We start from the raw sequence: 20,159 nt of genomic DNA on the forward strand, positions 1-20,159 counted from the left end.
ATTCTTTTTTGTCAGTTTTCTGCCGGCAAGTCAGAGAGCAGGACATTTCCGTTGACGGTACTTGCCTGAATGGTGAATGCAGAAATACCGGAGCGGGTGAATGTTTTTGTGTAGGATTCCGTTCTTCCATTGGAGACGAGGCGGATTTTTCCGGTTGTCGTGGATGCATGAATGGACGCATCGGCAAGGTCGTGCGGGAGATGGAGTTTCACGGAACCGTTGACGGATTTTGCTGTCAGGTACTCGGAACAGGTTCCCTCGAAGAGGACTTTACCGTTGACACTGTTTAAGGATGCGCGGGAGCAGTCGCCGGTGATTTCAAGTTTGCCGTTTGTGGCGGAAACATCGAGGCTGTCTGTGCGCAGACGGGTCAGGACGATCTTTCCGTTCGCGGCCTGTATGCGGCAGCTGGATGCGGAAAGGGAATCACCGGTGATTTTGCCGTTTGTGGCGGAAATTTCGAGCGTAGTAAGGGAGAGGGTATCAAGCCCGGTCGCGCCGTTCAAAGAGCGGAGCGTCAGCTTCTGTACGGTGGACGGCACCTGGAAGGAGAACACCTCTTTCTGGTGATTATTGCAGAAAAGATGTTTCCAGAATACGGAAGGGATGAGCTTTTTCTCTCGCAGACAGAACGTATTGCCCTCAATGCCTGCTTCGAAGCGGTCCGGATCGAAGTCGCCGGAAAAGTCAAACTCAACCGAAGCGGAAGTGCCCGGAGCAAAGTCGGCAGAAGCGTTCCGCAGGGAGATTTCCATAGCGGTGATGGCAGTGGAAGGGGCGTACGGGTAGTTCGGATGTGTTTCTTCAGAATTGGAGTGGGTTTTCTCCTGTGGCAGCACGTTTGCAACAGGCTGCTCCGTTGTGGCATATTCCTGACGGAAAAATTCGAGGACATCGTCGACATTGCCGAGTTCCGCACAGATTTCCTCATCGGAGAGACCCTGGCTGCGGGCGTCGGCGAAATGGGATTCGAAATCGTTTAAAATTTCCTCTGCGGCGGCAGAATCAAAGGATGCAAGGCCCTGTTTCAATGCATTCATATAAGTTTCATACGTTGTATTCATCATGATTTTCCTTTCTATCGTCAGATCGTTTCATCTGAAATCAGTCGGTTGATCTGCTGGGTGAAATCCAGCCATTCCTGTTTTTTCTCCTGCTGATAAGCTGTTCCTGCTTCAGTCAGATGGTAATATTTCCGGGCAGGGCCGGATGCGGATTCCTGTAGATACGTTTCCACGTAACCGGCTTCCTTGAGTCGTTTTAAAATCATATAGAGCGTTCCTGCGGCGATGGACATTTCGCGGGAAATAGCGTCTGTCAGCTCATAGCCGTATTTGTCCTCTTTTGTCAGCTGGGAGAGGACACAGAGCTCTAGGACGCCCTTTTTGAGTTGTGGATTCATATGAACACCTCCTTGTTGAGTAGATCATAACACAGACTATATCATAATGCAATATAGTAAACCAAATTTTTATCCTGCCATGTGTTCGATTTTGTACATGGAAAAGCCTTGAAAAGAACCGCGGATTTCCGTATAATCAAGCAGAACCTTGAAATTTGACCGGAAAATACAGAAAAATAGAAAGATAGTAAGTTGGAAAGAAGAGGAAAAAATATGAGTGAAATGAATCAGAACAACAATGGCCCGGTAAAGGGCGCGATCCATTCGATCGAGAGCTTCGGTTCCGTCGACGGACCTGGCGTACGCTACGTGATTTTTGTGAAGGGCTGCAACATGCGCTGCCAGTTCTGCCACAACCCGGATACCTGGACAACAAAAGATGCCGACTGGCAGACCGCAGACGAGGTGCTGAAAAAAGCGCTCCGCTATAAAAACTATTGGGGAGAAAAAGGCGGCATTACCGTGAGCGGCGGAGAACCGCTGCTGCAGATCGACTTCCTGATCGAGCTGTTCCGCAAGGCAAAAAAGAACGGCGTTCACACAACGCTGGATACCAGTGGAAATCCGTTCACAAGAGAGGAGCCGTATTTCAGCAAATTTAATGAGCTGATGAAATACACCGACCTGCTGCTGCTCGATATCAAGTTGATTGACGACAAGGCGCACAGAGAGCTGACCGGCTGCACCAACGAGAACATCCTCGACCTGGCGCGCTACCTTGACGAGATCGGCAAACCAGTCTGGATCCGCCACGTCCTCGTCCCGGAACGCAGCGACTACGATGAATACCTGATTCGCCTCGATGAGTTTTTACACAGCCTGCACAACGTACAGCGCGTAGAGGTTCTCCCATACCACACCCTCGGCGTATTCAAATGGGAAACCTTAGGAATCCCATACAAACTCGAAGGCATCAACCCGCCGACCAAAGAGCGCGTGGAAAACGCCAATAAACTGCTGCATACGGCGGAATATACGGGATATCTGAAATAAAAAGCAGAACAACAAGAAAAATCTGTGAAAAAGTAACAATTTTTATAAAAATTTTATAGTATTTCTGTTCAAAAACCAGAAGAAAAGGAGTATAATCTCTGTTATGGACGAGAGCATGGTTACAATGTGGCGGACATGACAGGGACGACAGCAAAAACACTACGAACCTTTTTGATTCGCCGCGGCAGTTGCTGCATCCACCAAAAATAAGAGCAAAAAGAAAGAAGGATTTACAATGTTTGGTTCAAAAGAGGCATCGGAAGACAAGCTGAAAAAAATGGTGGAAAAAGGAAAATGGGACAAATTAAGAAAACAGTATCTGGATTCGGACAAGACAACGCAGGTAGCGCTTGCAAAAGCCTGTGCAGCTTCGAGAAATGATGGTTCTGTTAATATTCTGACTTCTCTTCTGGAAGTAGACGATGTAGACGTAAAAACCGCGGCCGTTACGAGCCTTGGTGAGGTTGGAGACGATCACGTAACAGCACTGATCCGTCAGCTGGCCGTCAAGACACCGGCAGATCAGACGGAGCTGAAAGCAGCGATCACAAAAGCGCTGGAGAAGATTGTCGAAAGAGCATAAGAGCAGGATCAGTGAAAAAAAGGAAAGGCGAAGAAGTTTCTGTAAAAAGAAGCTCCTTCGTTTTTTTGTTGCAAGGCATATCAGAATCTGCTCCAGCGGATTGTTTTTGCCCGAACAGAAATCTTACAAAATCGTAATAATAATGCAGTTGTATCTATCCCGCAAAAAATGCTATAGTGAAAATAACACAGACACAAAAGCAGAACGCGGAGCGAAAAGCATCCGCAGAAAAAAGGGAGGAAACAAGATGGAATTTGTATTCGAACATGCAACCATGATTGCCGTGATCGCCGTTGTGGTGATCATTCTTGCCATTCTGGCGAGCGGTTATGTGAAGGCGCCGCCGGATACCGCATTTATTATTTCCGGTTTCCAAAAAGGCCAGCGGATCCTGATCGGTAAAGCCGGCATCAAGCTCCCATTCTTTGAGCGGCTGGACAAGCTGAGTCTGAAGCTGGTAGCGATTGATGTGAAGACGAGCGACGCCGTGCCGACCGCTGACTACATCAATATTCAGGTGGATGCAGCCGTCAACATCAAAGTCGGGGACGAACCGCAGAAGCTCCAGAAAGCATCCCAGAACTTCCTGAACCGCGACAGCGAATATATTGCCAAGGTTGCAAGAGAAGTCCTTGAAGGAAACATGCGTGAGATCGTTGGAAAGATGCGTCTGGAAGAGATGGTTTCCGACCGTCAGAAGTTTGCGGAGCTGGTCAAAGAAAATGCAGAACCGGACCTGGCTGCGATGGGACTTGACATCATCAGCTTCAACGTACAGAATTTCGTTGATTCCAATCAGGTCATTGAAAACCTCGGTATCGACAATATCGTAAAAATCAAGAAATCCGCGGCGATCGCCCGTGCCAATTCCGAGAAAGAAATCAAAATTGCCCAGGCGCGTGCAAATAAAGAGGCGAACGATGAGCGCGTTCTTGCCGAGACTGAGATCGCAAAGAAAAACAACGATCTGGCAATCAAGTCGGCAGAGCTGAAAAAAGAGTCCGATATCAAAAAGGCAGAGGCAGATGCAGCGTACAAGATTCAGGAAGAGCAGCAGAGAAAAGAGCTGGAAATCACTTCCGCGAATGCGAACATCGCCCGTCAGGAGCGCGAGGTTGAGCTCCGTGCCAGAGAAGTAGAAGTAACCGAGAAATCCCTCGAGGCAGAAGTCAAGAAGAAAGCCGAGGCCGAGCGTTACGCAAAACAGCAGCAGGCAGAGGCAGATTTGTACCGCCGTCAGAAAGACGCAGAGGCAGACCAGTTCGAAAAAATCCGCGAGGCGGAGGCAAAGAAAGCCCAGGCAGAAGCCCAGCGCTATGCGATGGAGCAGGAAGCACTCGGTATCAAGGCAAAAGGTGAGGCGGAAGCCGCATCCATCCGTGCCCAGGCACTTGCAGAGGCCGAAGGTATGGAGAAGAAAGCTGAGGCTTACCAGCGCTACAACAAAGCCGCAATGGCAGAGATGATGATCAAGGTTCTGCCGGAGATCGCCGGAAAGATCGCAGAGCCGCTCAGCCAGATCGACAAGATTACGATCATCGGCGGCGGAAGCGAAGACAACGGCATCGGCTCCGTAGCGGGCAATGTGCCGGTGGTGATGGCAAAGCTGTTTGAGTCGATGAAAGAGGCGACCGGTGTCGATCTCTCCGAAATCATGAGAGCCGATACATACGATGCAAAAGTAAACCGCAACATTCAGATCTCCAGCCCGGAAGAGCTCAAAGAGTATCTGAAAGCAGAAGCCGGAAAGGCAGCAGCGGATGCAGAAAGCCCGGAAAAAGCGGAAGCATCCGAACCGGTGCAGAAAGACGGCAGCGAGCAGTAAATCCAGAACGGATCATAAAAACAGAAAAAGAGGCAGGGATCCAGAAAAATTTCTTGAGGATCCTGCCTCTTTTGACGTATAGATCGGAAAAAGTTATTCGGCGCCTTTTTCCAGCATGCTCATGAACTCTTTTGCCGCCTGCGGGATCGGCAGATGGGAGCTGTGGGCAACGACAAGCTGGCGCGGCGGAAGCTCCTCCACGAGGTCGAGCTGGAAGGCCGCCGTCTCTTTTACAAGGCAGTAGTCCGGCACAAACGCGATGCCAAGGCCGATACTCGCCAGGTCGATCAGAAGATCGTTGCTGCCAAGCTCAATTTCCGGCACGAGGTCGAGCTGGAACCGCTGAAACTGGCTGTGCAGGAACTCACTCGTCGTACTCTTGCGGTCGAGCATCAGAATCGGGTACTGCAGCAGCTCTTTTAAGTGAACCGGCCTGTTTTCCAGTTCCGGGTAATATTCGCCGTTCGCGATGAAGATATCGTGGAACGAATGAATCGGAATCGTGTGAAGACGGCTGGAAAGATGCGAGTTTGGATAATTGGTCACGATGAAATCCACCTGGCCGGATTCCAGCAGATCGACACACTGGGTCGAAGTCTGGTTTGTCACCTTGATGTGGACATTCGGAAAGGAGCGGTGGAAACGGTTCAGGTACGGAACAAGGAAATAGCGGCAGATTGTGTCGCTCGCGCCGATGCGGAGCTGGCCGCCGCCAAGCGTTCCCGCTTCCATAATCTGTGCTTCACCGCGCGCAATCAGGTTGATCGCAGGCTCTACGTGGCGCAGCAGCGTTTCTCCCTCCGGCGTTAACTGCACGCGCTTTGTACTGCGGATAAAGAGCGTGATTCCAAGCTTTTTCTCCAGAACCTTGATCGACTGGCTGACCGCCGACTGCGAGATAAAAAGCAGCTTGGAGGCCTCGGAAAAACTGAGTGTGGTGGCAACGTAATAGAAAACCTTATATAACTCGTAATTAATATCCAAAATAAGCACCTCTTATAAAATATGATATCTTCACTCTAGCACACTTCCCCGAAAGAATGCAAGAAAAAATCTGCCGGAACCGTGAACTTTTTCTCCTCTTTTTCGAGTAAGAGAAAATTCACGGTTCCGGCAGATAAGAAAGGGGAATCAGCCAAGCACTTTGGCAATGGCGCCGTCCGGCGTGCGGATCTGGCGCGTTGCAGAGTATCCGTCGAGTTTCGGCATCTGAATATCCATCAGCACCAGATCGAACTGATCCGGCGCTGCGGTGCGGAGCGTCTCAACGGCAACATCGCCGTCGTCTGCAAGGCTGACGGAAAATCCGGCGTTCGAAAGGAGCTCCATCGCGATTTCCTGTACCATATGGCTGACGTTGATCGCCATGCCAAGTCCCGTACCCTGAATGCCGCTGACCGTAGAAGTCTCCTCGCGTGTAAACGATTCAAAGAGGTGCTCCTGGAATTCCCGGCTTATGCCGATGCCGTTGTCGCGGACGTGGAATTCGTAGAGCGCATACCCTTTTTTATAGTACGGTTTCTGAATAATACGGACAATGATGGTGCTGCCGTTCTGTGTGAATTTCGTGGCATTGCTCAGCAGATTCAGCAGAATCTGGTTCAGGCGGAAAAAGGTGCTGGCCGGAGGTGGAAATCTTGTTCAGGTATTCCTGCACCTGGTCCGGCTGATTGACGTGGGCGGCAGCCAGAGCGGTAAAGCCGATGATCGCATTCATCCGAAAAAACAGATTTTGTTCCGGAATGAAAATGGGAAACAAAAGTTACTTTACATATAAAAGAGCAGAACAGGAAGAAATTTTGAAAAAAATTGAAGAAAATTACAAATTATTGTGGAATATGTGGAAAAAATATGGTAGGATGGGGGAGAAGAGAAAGTGGTTTCAAAATGTTACTTAACGTTCAGTGAAAGTTCTATGGTTACAAAGAAAACAAAAAACAAGAGGAGAAGGAAAATGAAATTTTTACCAAAACCAAAAGAGGTAAAACTCCTGACGGGGGAACATGCACTCTGCTATGACGGCAGAATTGTACTGGATGGCAGACTGCTGGGAAATGGGGATACGTATGCGAAAGTGCTGCAGAAGGGAATCAAAAAGGAAACCGGAATGCAGTACGATATCGGATACGGCGTTCCGGGAAGAAAAGAGACCGGCGCGATTGTACTGGAACTGGATGAGACAAGGAAAAGCCAGCAGTATGTGCTGCAGGTGACAGAGGAGGAAATCCGCATCCAGGGCGGAGACGGAGCCGGCGTGCTCTACGGTGTGCAGACGCTGTGCCAGATGATACACGAATACGGTGCACTGCTTCCGGCTGTGCGGATCGAGGATGAGCCGGATCTGCCGGTGCGCGGCTATTATCTCGATGAGACGAGAGGCCGTGTGCTGACACTTTCCTATTTAAAACAGGTGGCAGACCGCATGGCGTACTACAAGCTGAACCAGCTGCAGCTCTATGTGGAGCACACGTATCTGTTCTCGGGACTTTCCGAGATGTGGCGCGATGAGACGCCGCTTACGGCAGAGGAAATCCGCGAGCTGGATGCGTACTGCGCAAAGCTTCATATCGAACTGGTGCCGTCGATCGCAACGTTCGGCCATCTGTACATGCTGCTCTCCACAAAGAGCTATGGCGACCTCTGTGAATTCCCAGACAGCTGGAAAGAGCCGTTTTCCTTCTGGGACCGGATGCAGCATCACACGGTGGATGTCTCCGGCGGCAGAGCGATCGAGCTGATCAAGGCCATGATCGAGGAGTACATGGCGCTCTTTGCCACGGATAAATTCAACATCTGCGCGGATGAAACGTTCGACCTTGGAAAAGGAAAATCGAAACCGCTGGCAGACGAGAAAGGCGTTCACCGCCTGTATATCGACTATGTAAAAGAGCTCTGCGAGTTTCTCGTGGCAAAAGGCAAAAAGCCGATGTTCTGGGGCGATATCATCTGCGCACAGCCGGAGCTGATCAAAGAGCTGCCAGAGGAAACCGTCTGCCTGACCTGGGGCTATGCAGCCGAGCAGAGAGAGCATGAGGCAAAAGTGATGGCGGAAGCTGGTGCAAGACAGTATCTCTGTCCTGGGGTCGGCGGCTGGAACCAGTGGATGAACCTGGTGGAGAACAGCTACAAAAATATCACACGGATGTGCGGCTATGCGAGAAAATACCATGCGGAAGGTGTTCTGAACACAGACTGGGGTGACTGCGGCCACATCAATCAGCCGGACTTTTCCCTTCCTGGCATGATCTATGGAGCCGTCTTCTCCTGGGGAGACGATACCGACAGCTTTGAGGAGCTGAATGAACAGATTTCCCGTCTGGCCTACGGCGACCGGAGCGGAAAATTCGTTTCCTATATGGCAAAAACGGCAGAATGCTCCATCTTTGACTGGTGGGATGCCAACGTCGTTTACGAGGAAAAAGTGCTCGGTCATCCGAACAACCGGAATGCGCTGTTTGATGCGAGAATCCAGGATGAGGCGAAGCGTGCAGCTGCAAAGGAAACAATTGCGGCTCTGAAAAAAGAACTGAAAAAGACAGCCGGTGCTCTGGAAGAATCCTGCCGTCCAATGGTTCCGGTGCTGGAACTCACGATGGAAGCGATTGACATCTGGAATGAGACGGGCGCGAGAATGTGTGACATTGAGCTTGGAAAAGAAAAGGATGAGACAGCCTGCGCGGCACTTGCGGGACGGCTGGAAACCTGGTTTATGAAGTATAAAGCGTCCTGGAGAAGCATCAGCAAAGAAGGCGATCTGCACCACATTTCAGAGATTGTATTCTGGTATGCCGACATTCTGCGGGGAAGAAAACCGTACGAAAAATAGAAAAAATCCATTTGTGAACAAAGATGAACACAAATAGAAAATAAATGAACGATAAAAAGTAACAAAGAAAACGAAAATTTACATAAAAGTGAACAAAAACACTTGACTTTTGCGCAGAAATGGACGAAGATAGAAGTATCGGATCGAAAGATCAAAAATGTCCGTATGGCGTGACAAGAGAGAAAGAAAAAAATAATTTTCACAGAGGGAAACAATCATGAGTAAAATCATCGGAAACAATCTGCCGGATATGCCTTGGCAGGAAAAACCAGCAGGAGAGCACATGCCGGTATGGCGCTATGATCAGAACCCGATCATCGGCCGTTACGAGCAGAAACGTTCCAACAGTATCTTCAACAGCGCAGTCGTACCGTTCGAGGACGGATACGTAGGTGTATTCCGCTGCGACAGCCGTTCCATCAGCATGGACATCTTCGTTGGAAGAAGTAAAGACGGTATCCACTGGGAGATCGAGGATGAACCGATCAAATTTGAGGGCGCTGACGAGGAGATTCTGACAAGAGAGTACCGTTATGACCCGCGTGTCTGCAAAATCGACGACAAATACTATGTAACCTGGTGCAACGGCTATCACGGCCCGACCATCGGTGTTGCTTACACCTATGACTTCAAGAAATTCGTTCAGCTTGAGAACGCATTCCTTCCATTCAACCGTAACGGCGTGCTGTTCCCGAGAAAGATCAACGGCTACTACATGATGATGAGCCGTCCAAGCGACAACGGCCATACACCGTTCGGCGATATCTTTGTCAGCCAGAGTAAAGATATGGAATTCTGGGGAAGACACCGTCACATGATGAGCCCGGTCCGCGGCGATGAGTCTGCATGGCAGTGCACCAAGATCGGTGCCGGCCCGGTTCCGATCGAAACAGATGAGGGATGGCTGCTGATCTACCACGGCGTTATCACAACCTGCAACGGATACGTATATCGTATGGGATGCGCACTGCTTGATATCGACGAGCCGTGGAAAGTAAAATACAGAACGAAAGACTATATTATGGCTCCGATCACCCAGTACGAGTGCATGGGTGATGTTCCGAACGTAGTATTCCCGTGCGCAACCTTAAGCGATGCAGCAACCGGAAGAATCACTATCTACTACGGATGCGCAGATACTGTAACCGGTATGGCATTCACAACCGTAGATGAGCTGCTGAACTACGTAAAAGAGAACAGTCTTTAAGAGTCAAGTCCGCCGGGCTTACGGGTGAGAAAGCCTGCAGGTCCGGCGGACTTTTTTGTATAACAGAGCATGACGACCAACATAAGGAGGCATTATGAAATTTGTAAAAGAGCGTGTGAACGTGATCTGCCAGGAGCTGGCGCGGCTTTCCATCTCACAGAAAATCAAAATCACCGATATGCAGGTGAAAAACGGCTGCTATATCACACCGGCAGAGGCAGATGCATCGGCAGAGCCGTGGACCTCGTTTGATACCGTAAACGACCGCTGGTACGGACCGGACAGACATTACTGGTTCCGCACCACCATCACCGTTCCAGAGAGCTTTGACGGAAAAAATCTCTGGATGAGAGTCCATGCAGGACTGGACGAATGGGATGACGGAAGAAACCCGCAGTTCCTGCTGTTTGCAAACGGAGAAGTCATCCAGGGTATGGACATCAACCACCGTGAGGTGCTCGTAAGAGAGCATGCGAAGGCCGGCGAAAAAATTCAGCTCGATCTGCAGTCCTACACCGGAACGCTGCACAGCGAGTTCCGGCTGCTGGCAGACCTGGAAGAGCATGATAAAAAAATCGAAGAGATCTATTACGATCTGATCGTTCCGATGCAGGGACTGAACCGTATGGACGAGGACAGTAAAACCCGTCTGGATCTGGAAACTGCCCTGACGAATACCATCAATCTGCTGGATCTTCGGAAGCCGTACAGCAAAGAGTTCTATGCTTCGATAGAAGAGGCAGAAACCTGTATTCAGGAAGAAATCTATGAAAAAATGGGCGGCTGGGATGAAGTCGTGGCAACGTGCATCGGCCACACACACATCGATGTAGCATGGCTGTGGACGATTGACCAGGTTCGCCAGAAATCCTGCCGAAGCTTTGCAACGGTATTAAAACTGATGGATGAGTATCCGAACTATCATTTCATGTCAAGCCAGCCGAAGCTCTACAGCTTTGTAAAGGAAAGACACCCGGAAGTATACGAGAAAATCCGCCAGAGAGTCAAAGAAGGACGCTGGGAGCCGGAAGGCGGCATGTGGGTTGAGGCAGACTGCAACCTGACATCAGGAGAGTCCCTTGTGCGTCAGTTCCTGTTCGGAAAACGCTTCTTCAAAGAGGAGTTCGGTGTAGACAACAAAATTCTGTGGCTGCCGGACGTGTTCGGATACAGCGCTGCCATGCCGCAGATTCTGAAAAAATGCGGAATTGATTACTTCATGACGACAAAGCTGGCATGGAACGAGTTTAACAAAGTGCCGTACGATACCATGAACTGGGAAGGAATCGACGGAAGCAAAGTTTTCACGCATATGATCACAACGCTCGGCGTCGGCCAGCCGGAGACCAGCTTCTTTACGACATACAACGGCATGCTGCATCCGGATGCAATCATGGGCGGCTGGGACCGCTATCAGAATAAGGATATCAACAACGATATTCTGATCAGTTATGGCTACGGGGACGGCGGCGGCGGCCCGACCAGAACGATGCTTGAGACATCCAAACGAATGGAAAAAGGCATCAAGGGCGTGCCGAAAGTACGCCAGGCATTTGCGAGAACGTATTTCGACGAACTGCATGAGAAAGTAAAAGACAGCAAACGCCTCCCAACCTGGATCGGAGAGCTGTATTTCGAGTTCCACCGGGGAACGTATACTTCGATGGCACGCAACAAACGCGGAAACCGTAAGAGCGAGTATGCGATGATGGAATTAGAGCTTCTGTCCGTTCTGGCAGAAAAGGCCGGAAAAGCATATCCGACCGAAGAACTGAACCGCATGTGGGAGATGATCCTGACAAATCAGTTCCACGATATTCTGCCGGGTTCCTCCATCCATGAGGTATATGAGCAGACGAAGAAAGAGTATGCGGAAATTGCAGAAACATCTGCAAAACTGATCGGTGAGCGTCTGGATGCACTCTGTGCGAAGAAGGACGAGAGTGTGACCGTATGGAATACGCTGGGCCATAGAAGAAACGATATCGTAGAGCTGGGCACAAACAGCGCTGAGGCACTGACCGATGGAACGAACGTGTATCCGGTACAGCAGACGAAAGACGGAGCGGTTATTTACGCAGAAAATCTGCCGTCCAAGGGATATCAGGTACTGCGCCCGGTAAGCGGATCCGTTGTGAAAACACCGTTTGCCATAGCAGAAGCAGGAGAGGGATATACCCTTGAGACACCGTTTTACACCATTGCAATCGATGCAAACGGCGAATTTACTTCCCTGTTTGACAAAGAAAATGACCGTGAAGTACTTCAGATCGGAAAAACAGGAAATGAACTGCGGATCTATGAGGATAAACCGCTGCAGTACAGCGCATGGAATCTGGACATCTTCCATACCGAGAAATCCTGGAAGGTAGAGGCGTGCGCCGCATGGAGTGGACAGAAAACGGTCCGGTCCGTGCAACCCTGGAGATCGAGCGCGAAGTGATGGATACCGTCATCCGCCAGCAGATCCACTTCTACGCAAAAGACCGCAGAATCGACTTCGAAACCTACGTTGACTGGAAATTTGCCGAGCATGTGCTCAAAGTTCACTTCCCGGCAGACGTTCACAGCGACGAGGCAACGTACGATATCCAGTTCGGTAATGTGACAAGAAAACTGCACACCAACACAAGCTGGGATCAGGCAAGATTCGAGGTATGCGGCCACAAATGGGCCGATCTCTCCGAGGGAGGCTACGGCGTCAGCCTGATGAACGACTGCAAGTACGGCTATTCCATGAAGGACCGTGTGATAACACAGACCCTGATCAAATCCGGAACCGAGCCGAATCTGACCGCAGACCAGGAAGAACATTTCTTTACCTACTCTCTGTATCCGCACGCAGGAACATGGCGCGAGGCAGGTACGGTACAGGAAGCACTGAACCTGAACGTGCCGGCAAAAGCTGTTTCCAGTGCGGCAGAAAAAGACCGTATGGAATTCCTGTCCGTGGACAAGCGCAACGTTGTGCTTGAGACCGTGAAAAAGGCAGAGGACGGCGATGGCATCATTGTGCGTCTGTATGAGGTGGAGAATGCGAGAACGAAAGTGACACTGTACTGCGCAGATGCGATTCTTTCAGCAGAGGAAACCAATCTGCTGGAGCAGCCGGCAGAGAGTGCCATTGATGTGAAAGAAAACGAGATTTCACTTACGATCAAACCGTACGAGATCCGTACCATCCGCATTCGCACGACAAAATAAGAAATCAGAACAGAAAATGCTTCCGGGAGCGCAGAACCAATGCGTTCCCGGAAAAAAGAAAACACAAAAAAGACACCGGATCCGAAATAAACGGAAGACGGTGTCTTTTCAAAAAGCAAAATTAGAAAAACGGTTGCATCAGTCGCCGGTGGAAGCGCGGTACAGAACTTTGGATTCCAGATACGTCACTTCATGCGGCGTGTGCGGATATTTGATCCGGTAAAGAATCTGAAGCGCCAGGCGGGAGCCGAGCTCCTCATTGAAGACCTGAACGGTAGTCAGATTTTCTGCCAGAAGATCCTCGATATTGTTGTCAAAGCCGGATACGGCAACGTCCTCCGGCACGCGCAGTCCCCGCTTTTCAAGAAGCTGCATCAGAATACAGGCAACGTAGTCGCTGGCGCAGACAAAAGCGTCCGGCATGCGGGAAAGGGAGGAAAGGAAAGAATCGATTTCCTCGCGGTAGGAGTCAATCCCAAGCGGTGTGGTCAGGCAAAGAGAAGGATTCGGTGTTTTTCCGGCATCCATCAGTGCCTGGCAGAAGCCCTCATAGCGTTCGCGGTTGGACTGTGCGTAGCCGATATCACCCATGAAGCCCGGAAGGGTGCGTCCTTTCTCGAGAAGATGGGCGGTGATATTGCGGACGCTGTTCCGGCTCTCCATCAGGAGAAGGTCGCCGTTCAGTTCATACGGGGATACGAGGGAGGAAGTGTCCAGGAACACTTTGGGAATCTGTGTCTCTGCGAGCAGACGCAGAAGACGTTCGTTGTACACGTTCAGAACAATGATGCCGTGGACGCTTCCGTTTGTAAGTGTGGGCGGGAGAAAATACGTTTTATCCGCCGAAGTCGGAAGATACGTGTAAACGAGATTGACATTGTGTGTTGAAAATACTTTTGCAATCTGGTGGATGATGGTCATCCAGAAAAGTGAGGTTTCCGGTCTGCAGACGGCAACTGCAATGTTGACCGGCGTGGTCTCCTCCGCGCTGGAAGGATATTGAAAATCTTCCGGGATGGCATAGCCAAGCTCCTGGGCTTTGGCGATGACCTTGGTGCGCAGGGAATCGGAGACACCTTCGTGTCCGCTGAACACCTTCCAGACGGTGGTCCGGGAGATGCCCAGGGAATTTGCAATTTCCTGTAAAGTGACTTTTTTCATAGTTTCAACCGATCCTGTTACAAATTTTAACTACTAACCGATATTATACGCTTAAAGTGTAATTTTTTCAACCTTTCCGTTGGAATACAGAAGGAGGAGATGTGCACGATCGGCACTCGGACAGGAAATCAGGTACGTACGGCTGGTGGTTTCAATGGTATATCCAAGATCTTTTACAGATTTATTCCAGTCGTTCGGTGCATACGCATCCAGCGTTTTCTGCAGTTCATCGAGGCTGCTGCTGTAGGAGCCGGTTGTCTCAAACAGAATATTTTCTGCGTAATACAGCTTGCGGAGCTCCCATTTGCGATACTCGTCCTCCGGAATGGTGCTGTCGCATGGAGCATCCTCGCGGTCCTCGGAGAAGAAGACGAAAGCCCACAGCTCCGGATAATGAATATTGATGACGCCGGTCGGAGCCCATACCCAGTTGTCTTCCGGGAGAACATTTCCGTTTTCATCGGTGCGTTTTACGTAAGTGTTGTCCTTGACATCCACATTCCACTGCACACGGGAGAAGTTCATACGGTAAAATTCTCCGTTTTTCGGTGCGCGGCGCTCTTTTTGGTATTCGTAGAGAGCAGAGAACGGAATCACAACCTCAACACTCCAGCCTTTGTTTTCAGCGGAAGGATCGTTGATGGAACCGTCCACATGGACAGCGGTGCGAAGGCCGTGCATATCGTAGCCATTGAGGCCGCTGCCGCCGTCGCGGTACGGCTCTGCGAGAAACAGATCCCATACCGTGTTCAGAACGTTCATTTCAAATTCATAGTAATGGTACGTATCGGAATCCGGGTCAACGAAGATCTCGAAATCGTTGTCAAAGTAGATGACAGAATCGCGTTCTGTTAAATGACCCCAGATTTCATCGCCGGCAAGGTCGGCAGCAACGTAAAGATTTTCATCATCCCAGAGCATTTTTGCGCGGGTGACAAAACGCGGAAGCGGCATGTGGCTGCCCTGAATATCCAGAAATTCATCGGTATACGGTGCGTCCTCCCAGAATGGTTTGTTGATATTTCCGTCCAGATGGAACTCTTTTTTTGCGCGGTGGCAGGTATAAACCGGCGGTGCAAACGGGACAGCCGGAACCGGAATCGTGATGTTTTTGCTCATAAGTAAAAACCTCCCTTTGTAATTTGCAAAATTTAGTAGCGAAAGGTATCATAACACTAAAAGTAATAAATTTCAACATGAAAAATGAACAAAAATGAACGAAATATAACTTATTGTGGACAAAAGTAAAAAAATGAGATACAATAAAGCCGTTTCATAGGAGAATTTTGGGGGAAACAGATCAAAAATACACCGGCAGGAAGAAAACGGCCGGGCAGAAAGCATATAAGGAGGAAAATCAGATGGAAGCATATCAGAATACAGCCCTTTCACCGGAAGAGAGAGCAAAGGATCTTCTGGGAAGGATGACATTAAAGGAAAAAGTGGGACAGCTCAATCAGCGTCTGTACGGATTCCGGATCTATGAGCGGCAGGGAGAGGAATTTACCCTGACCGACGAATTCAAAGAAGAAGTAGAGCGCATGGGCGGACTGGGGGTTCTGTACGGCCTGTACCGTGCCGACCCGTGGGCAGATAAGGACGAGAAGACCGGAATCGTGCCGGAACTCTCCGCGAAAGCCTACAATATGGTACAGCACTACGTCATGGAACATTCCCGCCTCGGCATTCCGATGATGATGAGCAGCGAGTGCCCGCATGGCCATCAGGCACTCGGAGGAGGTCTGCTTCCGGTCAACCTGGCTGCCGGAGCAACGTTTGATCCGGCGCTTCTTTCGGAAGGCTACAAGGCATGCGGAAAGCAGTTAAAGAGCGGTCATGTGGAGCTGGCGCTGATGTCGGCACTTGATATGGCGCGCGATCCGAGATGGGGAAGAAGTGAAGAGTGCTACTCTGAGGATCCATGCCTTGCAGCAGCGATGGCAAAAGCAGCCGTGACCGGAATGCAGTCGACCGGCGTCGGCAGCGTGGCAAAACATTTCTGCGCCCAGGGCGAGACGACCGGAGGTGTAAATGCGAGTGCGGCGAGAATCGGGGAGCGTGAGCTGCGTGAAATCCATTTTCCGTCTGCAAAAGCGTGCTGCGAAGCCGGTGTGGAAGGAATCATGGCGGCGTATAACGAGATCGACGGCGTGTACTGCCACAGAAATGCATGGTGCTTCGCGATGTACTGCGCGGTGAGATGGGCTTTGACGGCATTGTGATGGCAGACGGACTGGCTGTCGATTTCCTGAAAAACACAGAGGGGGATACGCTGCATGCAGCCGTTGCGGCAAGAAAGGCCGGTGTTGATGTGAGCCTGTGGGATGAAGCCTTTGGCCGTCTCGGCGAGGCGGTTGATCAGGGACTTCTGGAAGAGAGCCAGATCGATGAGGCGGTGCTCCGCGTTCTGAAACTGAAATTTGAAAAAGGCCTGTTCGAGCATCCTTATATGGAGGAAAACATGCTTTCACCGGAAGAAGCCGGCATTCCGGAGGTATCTCTTGCACTGGCGCGGGAGTCTGCTGTGCTTCTGAAAAATGAAAAGACGGTGCTTCCGCTTGCAAAGAAATATAAAAAAGTAGCAGTGATCGGCTACCATGCGGCAGACCGTTACTGTATGCTCGGCGATTATACTCCGCCGGTGCCGGAAAGCGAGTGCGTCACGGTTCTGCAGGGCATGAAGCAGGAAGCACCGGATGGCGTGAAAGTCTCTTATGCGATGGGGTCCGGTTTTTCCGAGGCGGATGAGCATGAAAAAGCAAAAGCGATGGCACTTGCAGAAGAAAGCGATGTGATCGTGGCCGTTGTCGGCGGTTCCTCCTCACGGTTTGGAGGAGCTGTGTTCGATGCAAACGGAGCAGCCTCGAAGGGAACGGGCAGCCGTTCGATGGACTGCGGCGAGGGAATGGACACCGCGAAGGTTCACATTCCGGCCGCGCAGGAAGAACTGATTGCAGCACTTGCCCGCCTTGGCAAACCACTGGTAACGGTTGTAATTGCCGGAAGAGCATACTGTATCGAGAAGATCGAAAATGCTTCCGATGCCGTTTTATATGCATTCTACCCGGGACCGATGGGAGGCAGGGCAGTTGCTGAGCTTCTCTATGGAAGCAGCAATCCGTCCGGCCGTCTTCCGGTTTCTATGCCACGCCACGTGGGACAGATCCCGGTATGCTACAATTATCGGACTTCCGTTGCCCCGGCGTACTGTGATATGACAAGCCAGCCGCTGCATACCTTCGGAGAAGGAAGATCCTACACAACGTTTACCGGCAGTGATGTTTCCGTAACAAAAGAAGAAAATGGTATTTCTGTTTCCTTTACCGTGGAAAATACCGGAAATATGGCCGGAACTTCCGTTCCGTGCCTGTATGTGCGGAAACGTTCCGGCGGCGTTGTGGCAAGAATCAAAGAGCTGAAAGCCTTTACGAGAATTGCACTTGCACCGGGAGAGAAAAAAGAAGCTGTGTTCCATCTTACAAAAGAGGAGCTGAATTTTGTCCAGATTCCGGGAAAACCAGAGGTCATCTGCCATGAGTACGAGCTGATGCTTGAAGATGGAGCAGAGAAATGGTGGAGCGGGAACGTGACGGAAATGTAAGAACGAACGAAAAAACATAAAAATATAATAAGAATGAACAAAGAAGGAAACTATATTACAAAATAAAGAAACATAGTTTCCTTCTTTTGGTTTGCAGAAAATGGATAAAAATATAAATGGATCGTACGCTCCGATGCCGTGAAACGAAAAACAAATGGAAAAACAGGAGAATTTATGGGAAAAGTGCTTAAAAAGTATCGGTTTAAATTGCGTAAAAGTAACAAAATGATATTTGTGTTTAAAAATTAATTGACAAATAAGGAAACAAAATGTAAAATAAATTCATCAAAACAGTGTTGGATAAATCTTAAATAACAGATTTGATTGTGGCAGTTGCATAAAAAAGAAGCAGCATGCGAGGATGATGCGAAAGCAAAATGTTCAAAATGTTCACGGCAAGGGATGCTCCAATCAAGGAAAACACGAAACCTTTAAAAGGGAGGACAAGAGAGAAATGAAAGAGAAACCAACAAAAGCAAAGAAAAAAGGCCGCACCATCCGCGCCTTTAAGAGAGACATCTCGCTTTGGCTTTTCTGTGTTCCGGGCGTAATCCTGACATTCATCTTCAGCTACATTCCGATGTATGGTGTACAGATCGCGTTCCGCCGCTTTAATGCGACAGCCGGAATCACAAAGAGCCCGTGGGTAGGCATGTACTACTTTGAGAGATTCTTCAACTCTCCATACTTTGCTTCCACCATCAAGAACACATTGATCCTGAGTCTGTACGGACTGGTTGTATCATTCCCGATTCCGATCATCCTGGCACTGATGCTGAACTCCTTCCGCCATAAGAGATACCGGAAAGTGATCCAGACCGTCACCTACGCGCCGAACTTCATTTCCACCGTAGTTATGTGTGGTATGATCATTCTGTTCCTGTCTCCGTCCGTCGGTGTTATCAACCACGTACTGGAAGCAATCGGAATTCCGGCGGTCAACTTCATGGCGAAAAAAGCCTACTGGAGACACATTTATGTGTGGACCGGCGTATGGCAGAGTACAGGATGGAGCTCTGTTATTTACTTCGCAGCACTCGCCGGCATCAGCCCGGAGCTGCATGAGGCGGCAAAGGTAGACGGCGCAACGAAATTACAGCTGATCCGTCACATCGACCTTCCGCTGATCATGCCGACCGCGACCATTCTTCTGATTATGAACTGCGGAAGCATTCTTTCCGTCGGCTTCGAAAAAGCCTTCCTTCTGCAGAACAACCTGAATGCCAGTGTATCCGAGATCATTTCCACCTACGTCTATAAGGTCGGTCTGATCAACAACGATATGTCGTATTCTTCAGCAATCGGTCTGTTCAACACCATCGTAAACATGGTTATGCTGATCATTGTCAATACGATATCTGATAAACTTTCGGGCAACAGCCTGTGGTAGGAGGAAACAAAAACATGAGTAAAGAAAATACCGCAGTGACAAAAAAGAAAATAAAACGCTGCAAAGAGGACGTCGTTTTTGACGCAGCCTGCTTCATTATCCTGACGCTGGTTCTGTTTGTTGTGGCATATCCGCTGTACTGGGTTATCATTTCATCCATCAGTGCGCCAAGCGCCGTATCGAGTGGTAAAGTACTGCTTCACCCGATCGGATTTACCCTGAAGGGCTACGCAGAAGTATTTAAAAACGACCAGGTTATGAGAGGCTTTTTAAACTCCCTGATCATCACCTTCTGCGGTGTCATGGTCAACCTGATCGTAACGCTTCCGACATCATATGCACTTTCCAGAAGCAATTTCTCCGGAAAGAAACCGATCACCATTTTTTACCTGATCACCATGTTCTTCGGCGGCGGTCTGATCCCTACCTATCTGGTTATTCAGAGACTGCAGATGCTGAACACGATCTGGGCACTGATTCTTCCGGGATGCTTAAGCGTATACAACATGATCGTGGCAAGAACCTTCTTCAAGTCGAACATTTCGGAAGAGCTGTATGAGGCAGCTGAAATTGACGGCTGCACCCAGGCGAGATTCTTTTTCCAGATTGCACTTCCGCTTTCCAAAGCGATCATCGCAATTCTGGTTCTGTACTATGGTGTCGGTCACTGGAACTCATACTTCTCAGCACTCGTTTATATTTCGGACAAAGCAAAGTATCCGTTGCAGCTGGTTCTGCGTAACATCCTGATCACGAACCAGACCGCGCTGTCCCAGACAGCAACAACTGCGGCAGCAAGAGCAGCACTGCAGGAAAAACAGCAGCTGATCGACGTTATGAAATACTCGCTGATCATCATCAGCAGTATCCCGGTTCTGGTTATGTACCCACTGGTGCAGAAGCACTTTGTAAAGGGTGTTATGATCGGATCCATGAAGGGTTGATTTACAAGAAGAAGTTTTTTTAA

17 protein-coding genes and 2 pseudogenes are annotated in these 20,159 nt (G+C 49.7%); 12 read left to right on the plus strand and 7 right to left on the minus strand.

Going from position 1 to position 20,159, the window contains the following annotated elements; genetic code table 11:
* Positions 1 to 11: 11 nt before the first annotated feature.
* Both DXA93_RS11165 and DXA93_RS11170 read right to left on the minus strand, forming a co-directional pair.
* Positions 12 to 1,067 carry a DUF4097 family beta strand repeat-containing protein gene (locus DXA93_RS11165; RefSeq protein ID WP_117814251.1) on the minus strand — a complete coding sequence of 352 codons (1,056 nt, stop codon included), beginning with the start codon at positions 1,065 to 1,067 and terminating at the stop codon, positions 12 to 14.
* 17 nt (positions 1,068 to 1,084) lie between these two features.
* On the minus strand, positions 1,085 to 1,402 hold the full coding sequence (locus tag DXA93_RS11170) for a PadR family transcriptional regulator (RefSeq protein WP_022463160.1): 318 nt from the start codon (positions 1,400 to 1,402) through the stop codon (positions 1,085 to 1,087).
* 213 nt (positions 1,403 to 1,615) lie between these two features.
* On the opposite strand from DXA93_RS11170, the gene pflA reads away from it, so the two are divergent.
* The 3 genes from pflA (at position 1,616) to DXA93_RS11185 (ending at position 4,803) form a co-directional block, all read left to right on the plus strand.
* The gene (gene pflA, locus DXA93_RS11175; RefSeq protein WP_022463161.1) at positions 1,616 to 2,395 is read left to right on the plus strand and encodes a pyruvate formate-lyase-activating protein; all 780 of its coding nucleotides are present in this window, start codon (positions 1,616 to 1,618) and stop codon (positions 2,393 to 2,395) included.
* 235 nt (positions 2,396 to 2,630) lie between these two features.
* Positions 2,631 to 2,978, plus strand: coding sequence for a HEAT repeat domain-containing protein (locus tag DXA93_RS11180; protein ID WP_055221368.1), 348 nt, complete (start codon positions 2,631 to 2,633; stop codon positions 2,976 to 2,978).
* Positions 2,979 to 3,225: 247 nt separating this feature from the next.
* Positions 3,226 to 4,803, plus strand: a complete 1,578-nt coding sequence (locus DXA93_RS11185) for a flotillin family protein (RefSeq protein ID WP_226906392.1) — start codon at positions 3,226 to 3,228, stop codon at positions 4,801 to 4,803.
* Positions 4,804 to 4,896: 93 nt separating this feature from the next.
* On the opposite strand, the gene DXA93_RS11190 is transcribed toward DXA93_RS11185, so the two are convergent.
* The 3 genes and pseudogenes from DXA93_RS11190 to DXA93_RS20935 all read right to left on the minus strand — a co-directional run.
* Positions 4,897 to 5,787, minus strand: coding sequence for a LysR family transcriptional regulator (locus DXA93_RS11190; protein ID WP_022463164.1), 891 nt, complete (start codon positions 5,785 to 5,787; stop codon positions 4,897 to 4,899).
* Positions 5,788 to 5,934: 147 nt separating this feature from the next.
* A complete protein-coding gene (locus tag DXA93_RS18575; protein ID WP_242998512.1) occupies positions 5,935 to 6,171 on the minus strand; it encodes a response regulator in 237 nt (78 codons plus the stop codon).
* 51 nt (positions 6,172 to 6,222) lie between these two features.
* Positions 6,223 to 6,408, minus strand: a pseudogene (locus DXA93_RS20935) (sensor histidine kinase); the annotation flags it as partial.
* 98 nt (positions 6,409 to 6,506) lie between these two features.
* On the opposite strand from DXA93_RS20935, the gene DXA93_RS17650 reads away from it, so the two are divergent.
* The 5 genes from DXA93_RS17650 to DXA93_RS19930 all read left to right on the plus strand — a co-directional run bounded on the left by DXA93_RS17650 (position 6,507) and on the right by DXA93_RS19930 (position 13,040).
* On the plus strand, positions 6,507 to 6,701 hold the full coding sequence (locus DXA93_RS17650) for a hypothetical protein (protein WP_147342017.1): 195 nt from the start codon (positions 6,507 to 6,509) through the stop codon (positions 6,699 to 6,701).
* Positions 6,702 to 6,757: 56 nt separating this feature from the next.
* A complete protein-coding gene (locus DXA93_RS11200; protein ID WP_117814253.1) occupies positions 6,758 to 8,629 on the plus strand; it encodes a beta-N-acetylhexosaminidase in 1,872 nt (623 codons plus the stop codon).
* A 217-nt stretch (positions 8,630 to 8,846) separates the two neighbouring features.
* Positions 8,847 to 9,836: a glycoside hydrolase family 130 protein gene (locus tag DXA93_RS11205; protein WP_055221374.1), complete on the plus strand. Its 990-nt coding sequence runs from the start codon at positions 8,847 to 8,849 to the stop codon at positions 9,834 to 9,836.
* Positions 9,837 to 9,930: 94 nt separating this feature from the next.
* A complete protein-coding gene (locus tag DXA93_RS11210; protein WP_330427343.1) occupies positions 9,931 to 12,279 on the plus strand; it encodes an alpha-mannosidase in 2,349 nt (782 codons plus the stop codon).
* Complete coding sequence (locus DXA93_RS19930) at positions 12,222 to 13,040, plus strand: glycoside hydrolase family 38 C-terminal domain-containing protein (RefSeq protein ID WP_330427344.1); 819 nt, start codon at positions 12,222 to 12,224, stop codon at positions 13,038 to 13,040. Before DXA93_RS11210 ends, DXA93_RS19930 begins: the two co-directional genes overlap by 58 nt.
* 138 nt (positions 13,041 to 13,178) lie before the next feature.
* Here DXA93_RS19930 and DXA93_RS11215 read toward each other — a convergent pair whose 3' ends face one another.
* Together DXA93_RS11215 and DXA93_RS11220 are read right to left on the minus strand one after the other, a co-directional pair.
* Entirely contained in the window at positions 13,179 to 14,201 is a 1,023-nt protein-coding gene (locus tag DXA93_RS11215; protein WP_117814257.1) for a LacI family DNA-binding transcriptional regulator, read from the minus strand.
* 51 nt (positions 14,202 to 14,252) lie between these two features.
* Positions 14,253 to 15,320, minus strand: coding sequence for a carbohydrate-binding family 9-like protein (locus tag DXA93_RS11220; RefSeq protein ID WP_055221380.1), 1,068 nt, complete (start codon positions 15,318 to 15,320; stop codon positions 14,253 to 14,255).
* A 545-nt stretch (positions 15,321 to 15,865) separates the two neighbouring features.
* Here DXA93_RS11220 and DXA93_RS18585 point away from each other — a divergent pair.
* From DXA93_RS18585 to DXA93_RS11240, 4 genes and pseudogenes are all read left to right on the plus strand, one after another.
* Positions 15,866 to 17,400: pseudogene (locus DXA93_RS18585) on the plus strand (glycoside hydrolase family 3 protein); the annotation flags it as partial.
* 144 nt (positions 17,401 to 17,544) lie between these two features.
* On the plus strand, positions 17,545 to 17,802 hold the full coding sequence (locus DXA93_RS18590; RefSeq protein ID WP_243109219.1) for a fibronectin type III-like domain-contianing protein: 258 nt from the start codon (positions 17,545 to 17,547) through the stop codon (positions 17,800 to 17,802).
* Positions 17,803 to 18,256: 454 nt separating this feature from the next.
* Complete coding sequence (locus tag DXA93_RS11235) at positions 18,257 to 19,192, plus strand: ABC transporter permease (RefSeq protein WP_022463174.1); 936 nt, start codon at positions 18,257 to 18,259, stop codon at positions 19,190 to 19,192.
* Positions 19,193 to 19,206: 14 nt separating this feature from the next.
* On the plus strand, positions 19,207 to 20,136 hold the full coding sequence (locus DXA93_RS11240) for a carbohydrate ABC transporter permease (protein WP_022463175.1): 930 nt from the start codon (positions 19,207 to 19,209) through the stop codon (positions 20,134 to 20,136).
* The last annotated feature ends 23 nt before the right edge of the window (positions 20,137 to 20,159 follow it).

Origin of the sequence: Blautia sp. OF09-25XD (assembly GCF_003482095.1) — a bacterium.
Classification (GTDB): Bacteria; Bacillota; Clostridia; order Lachnospirales; family Lachnospiraceae; genus Fusicatenibacter; species Fusicatenibacter saccharivorans.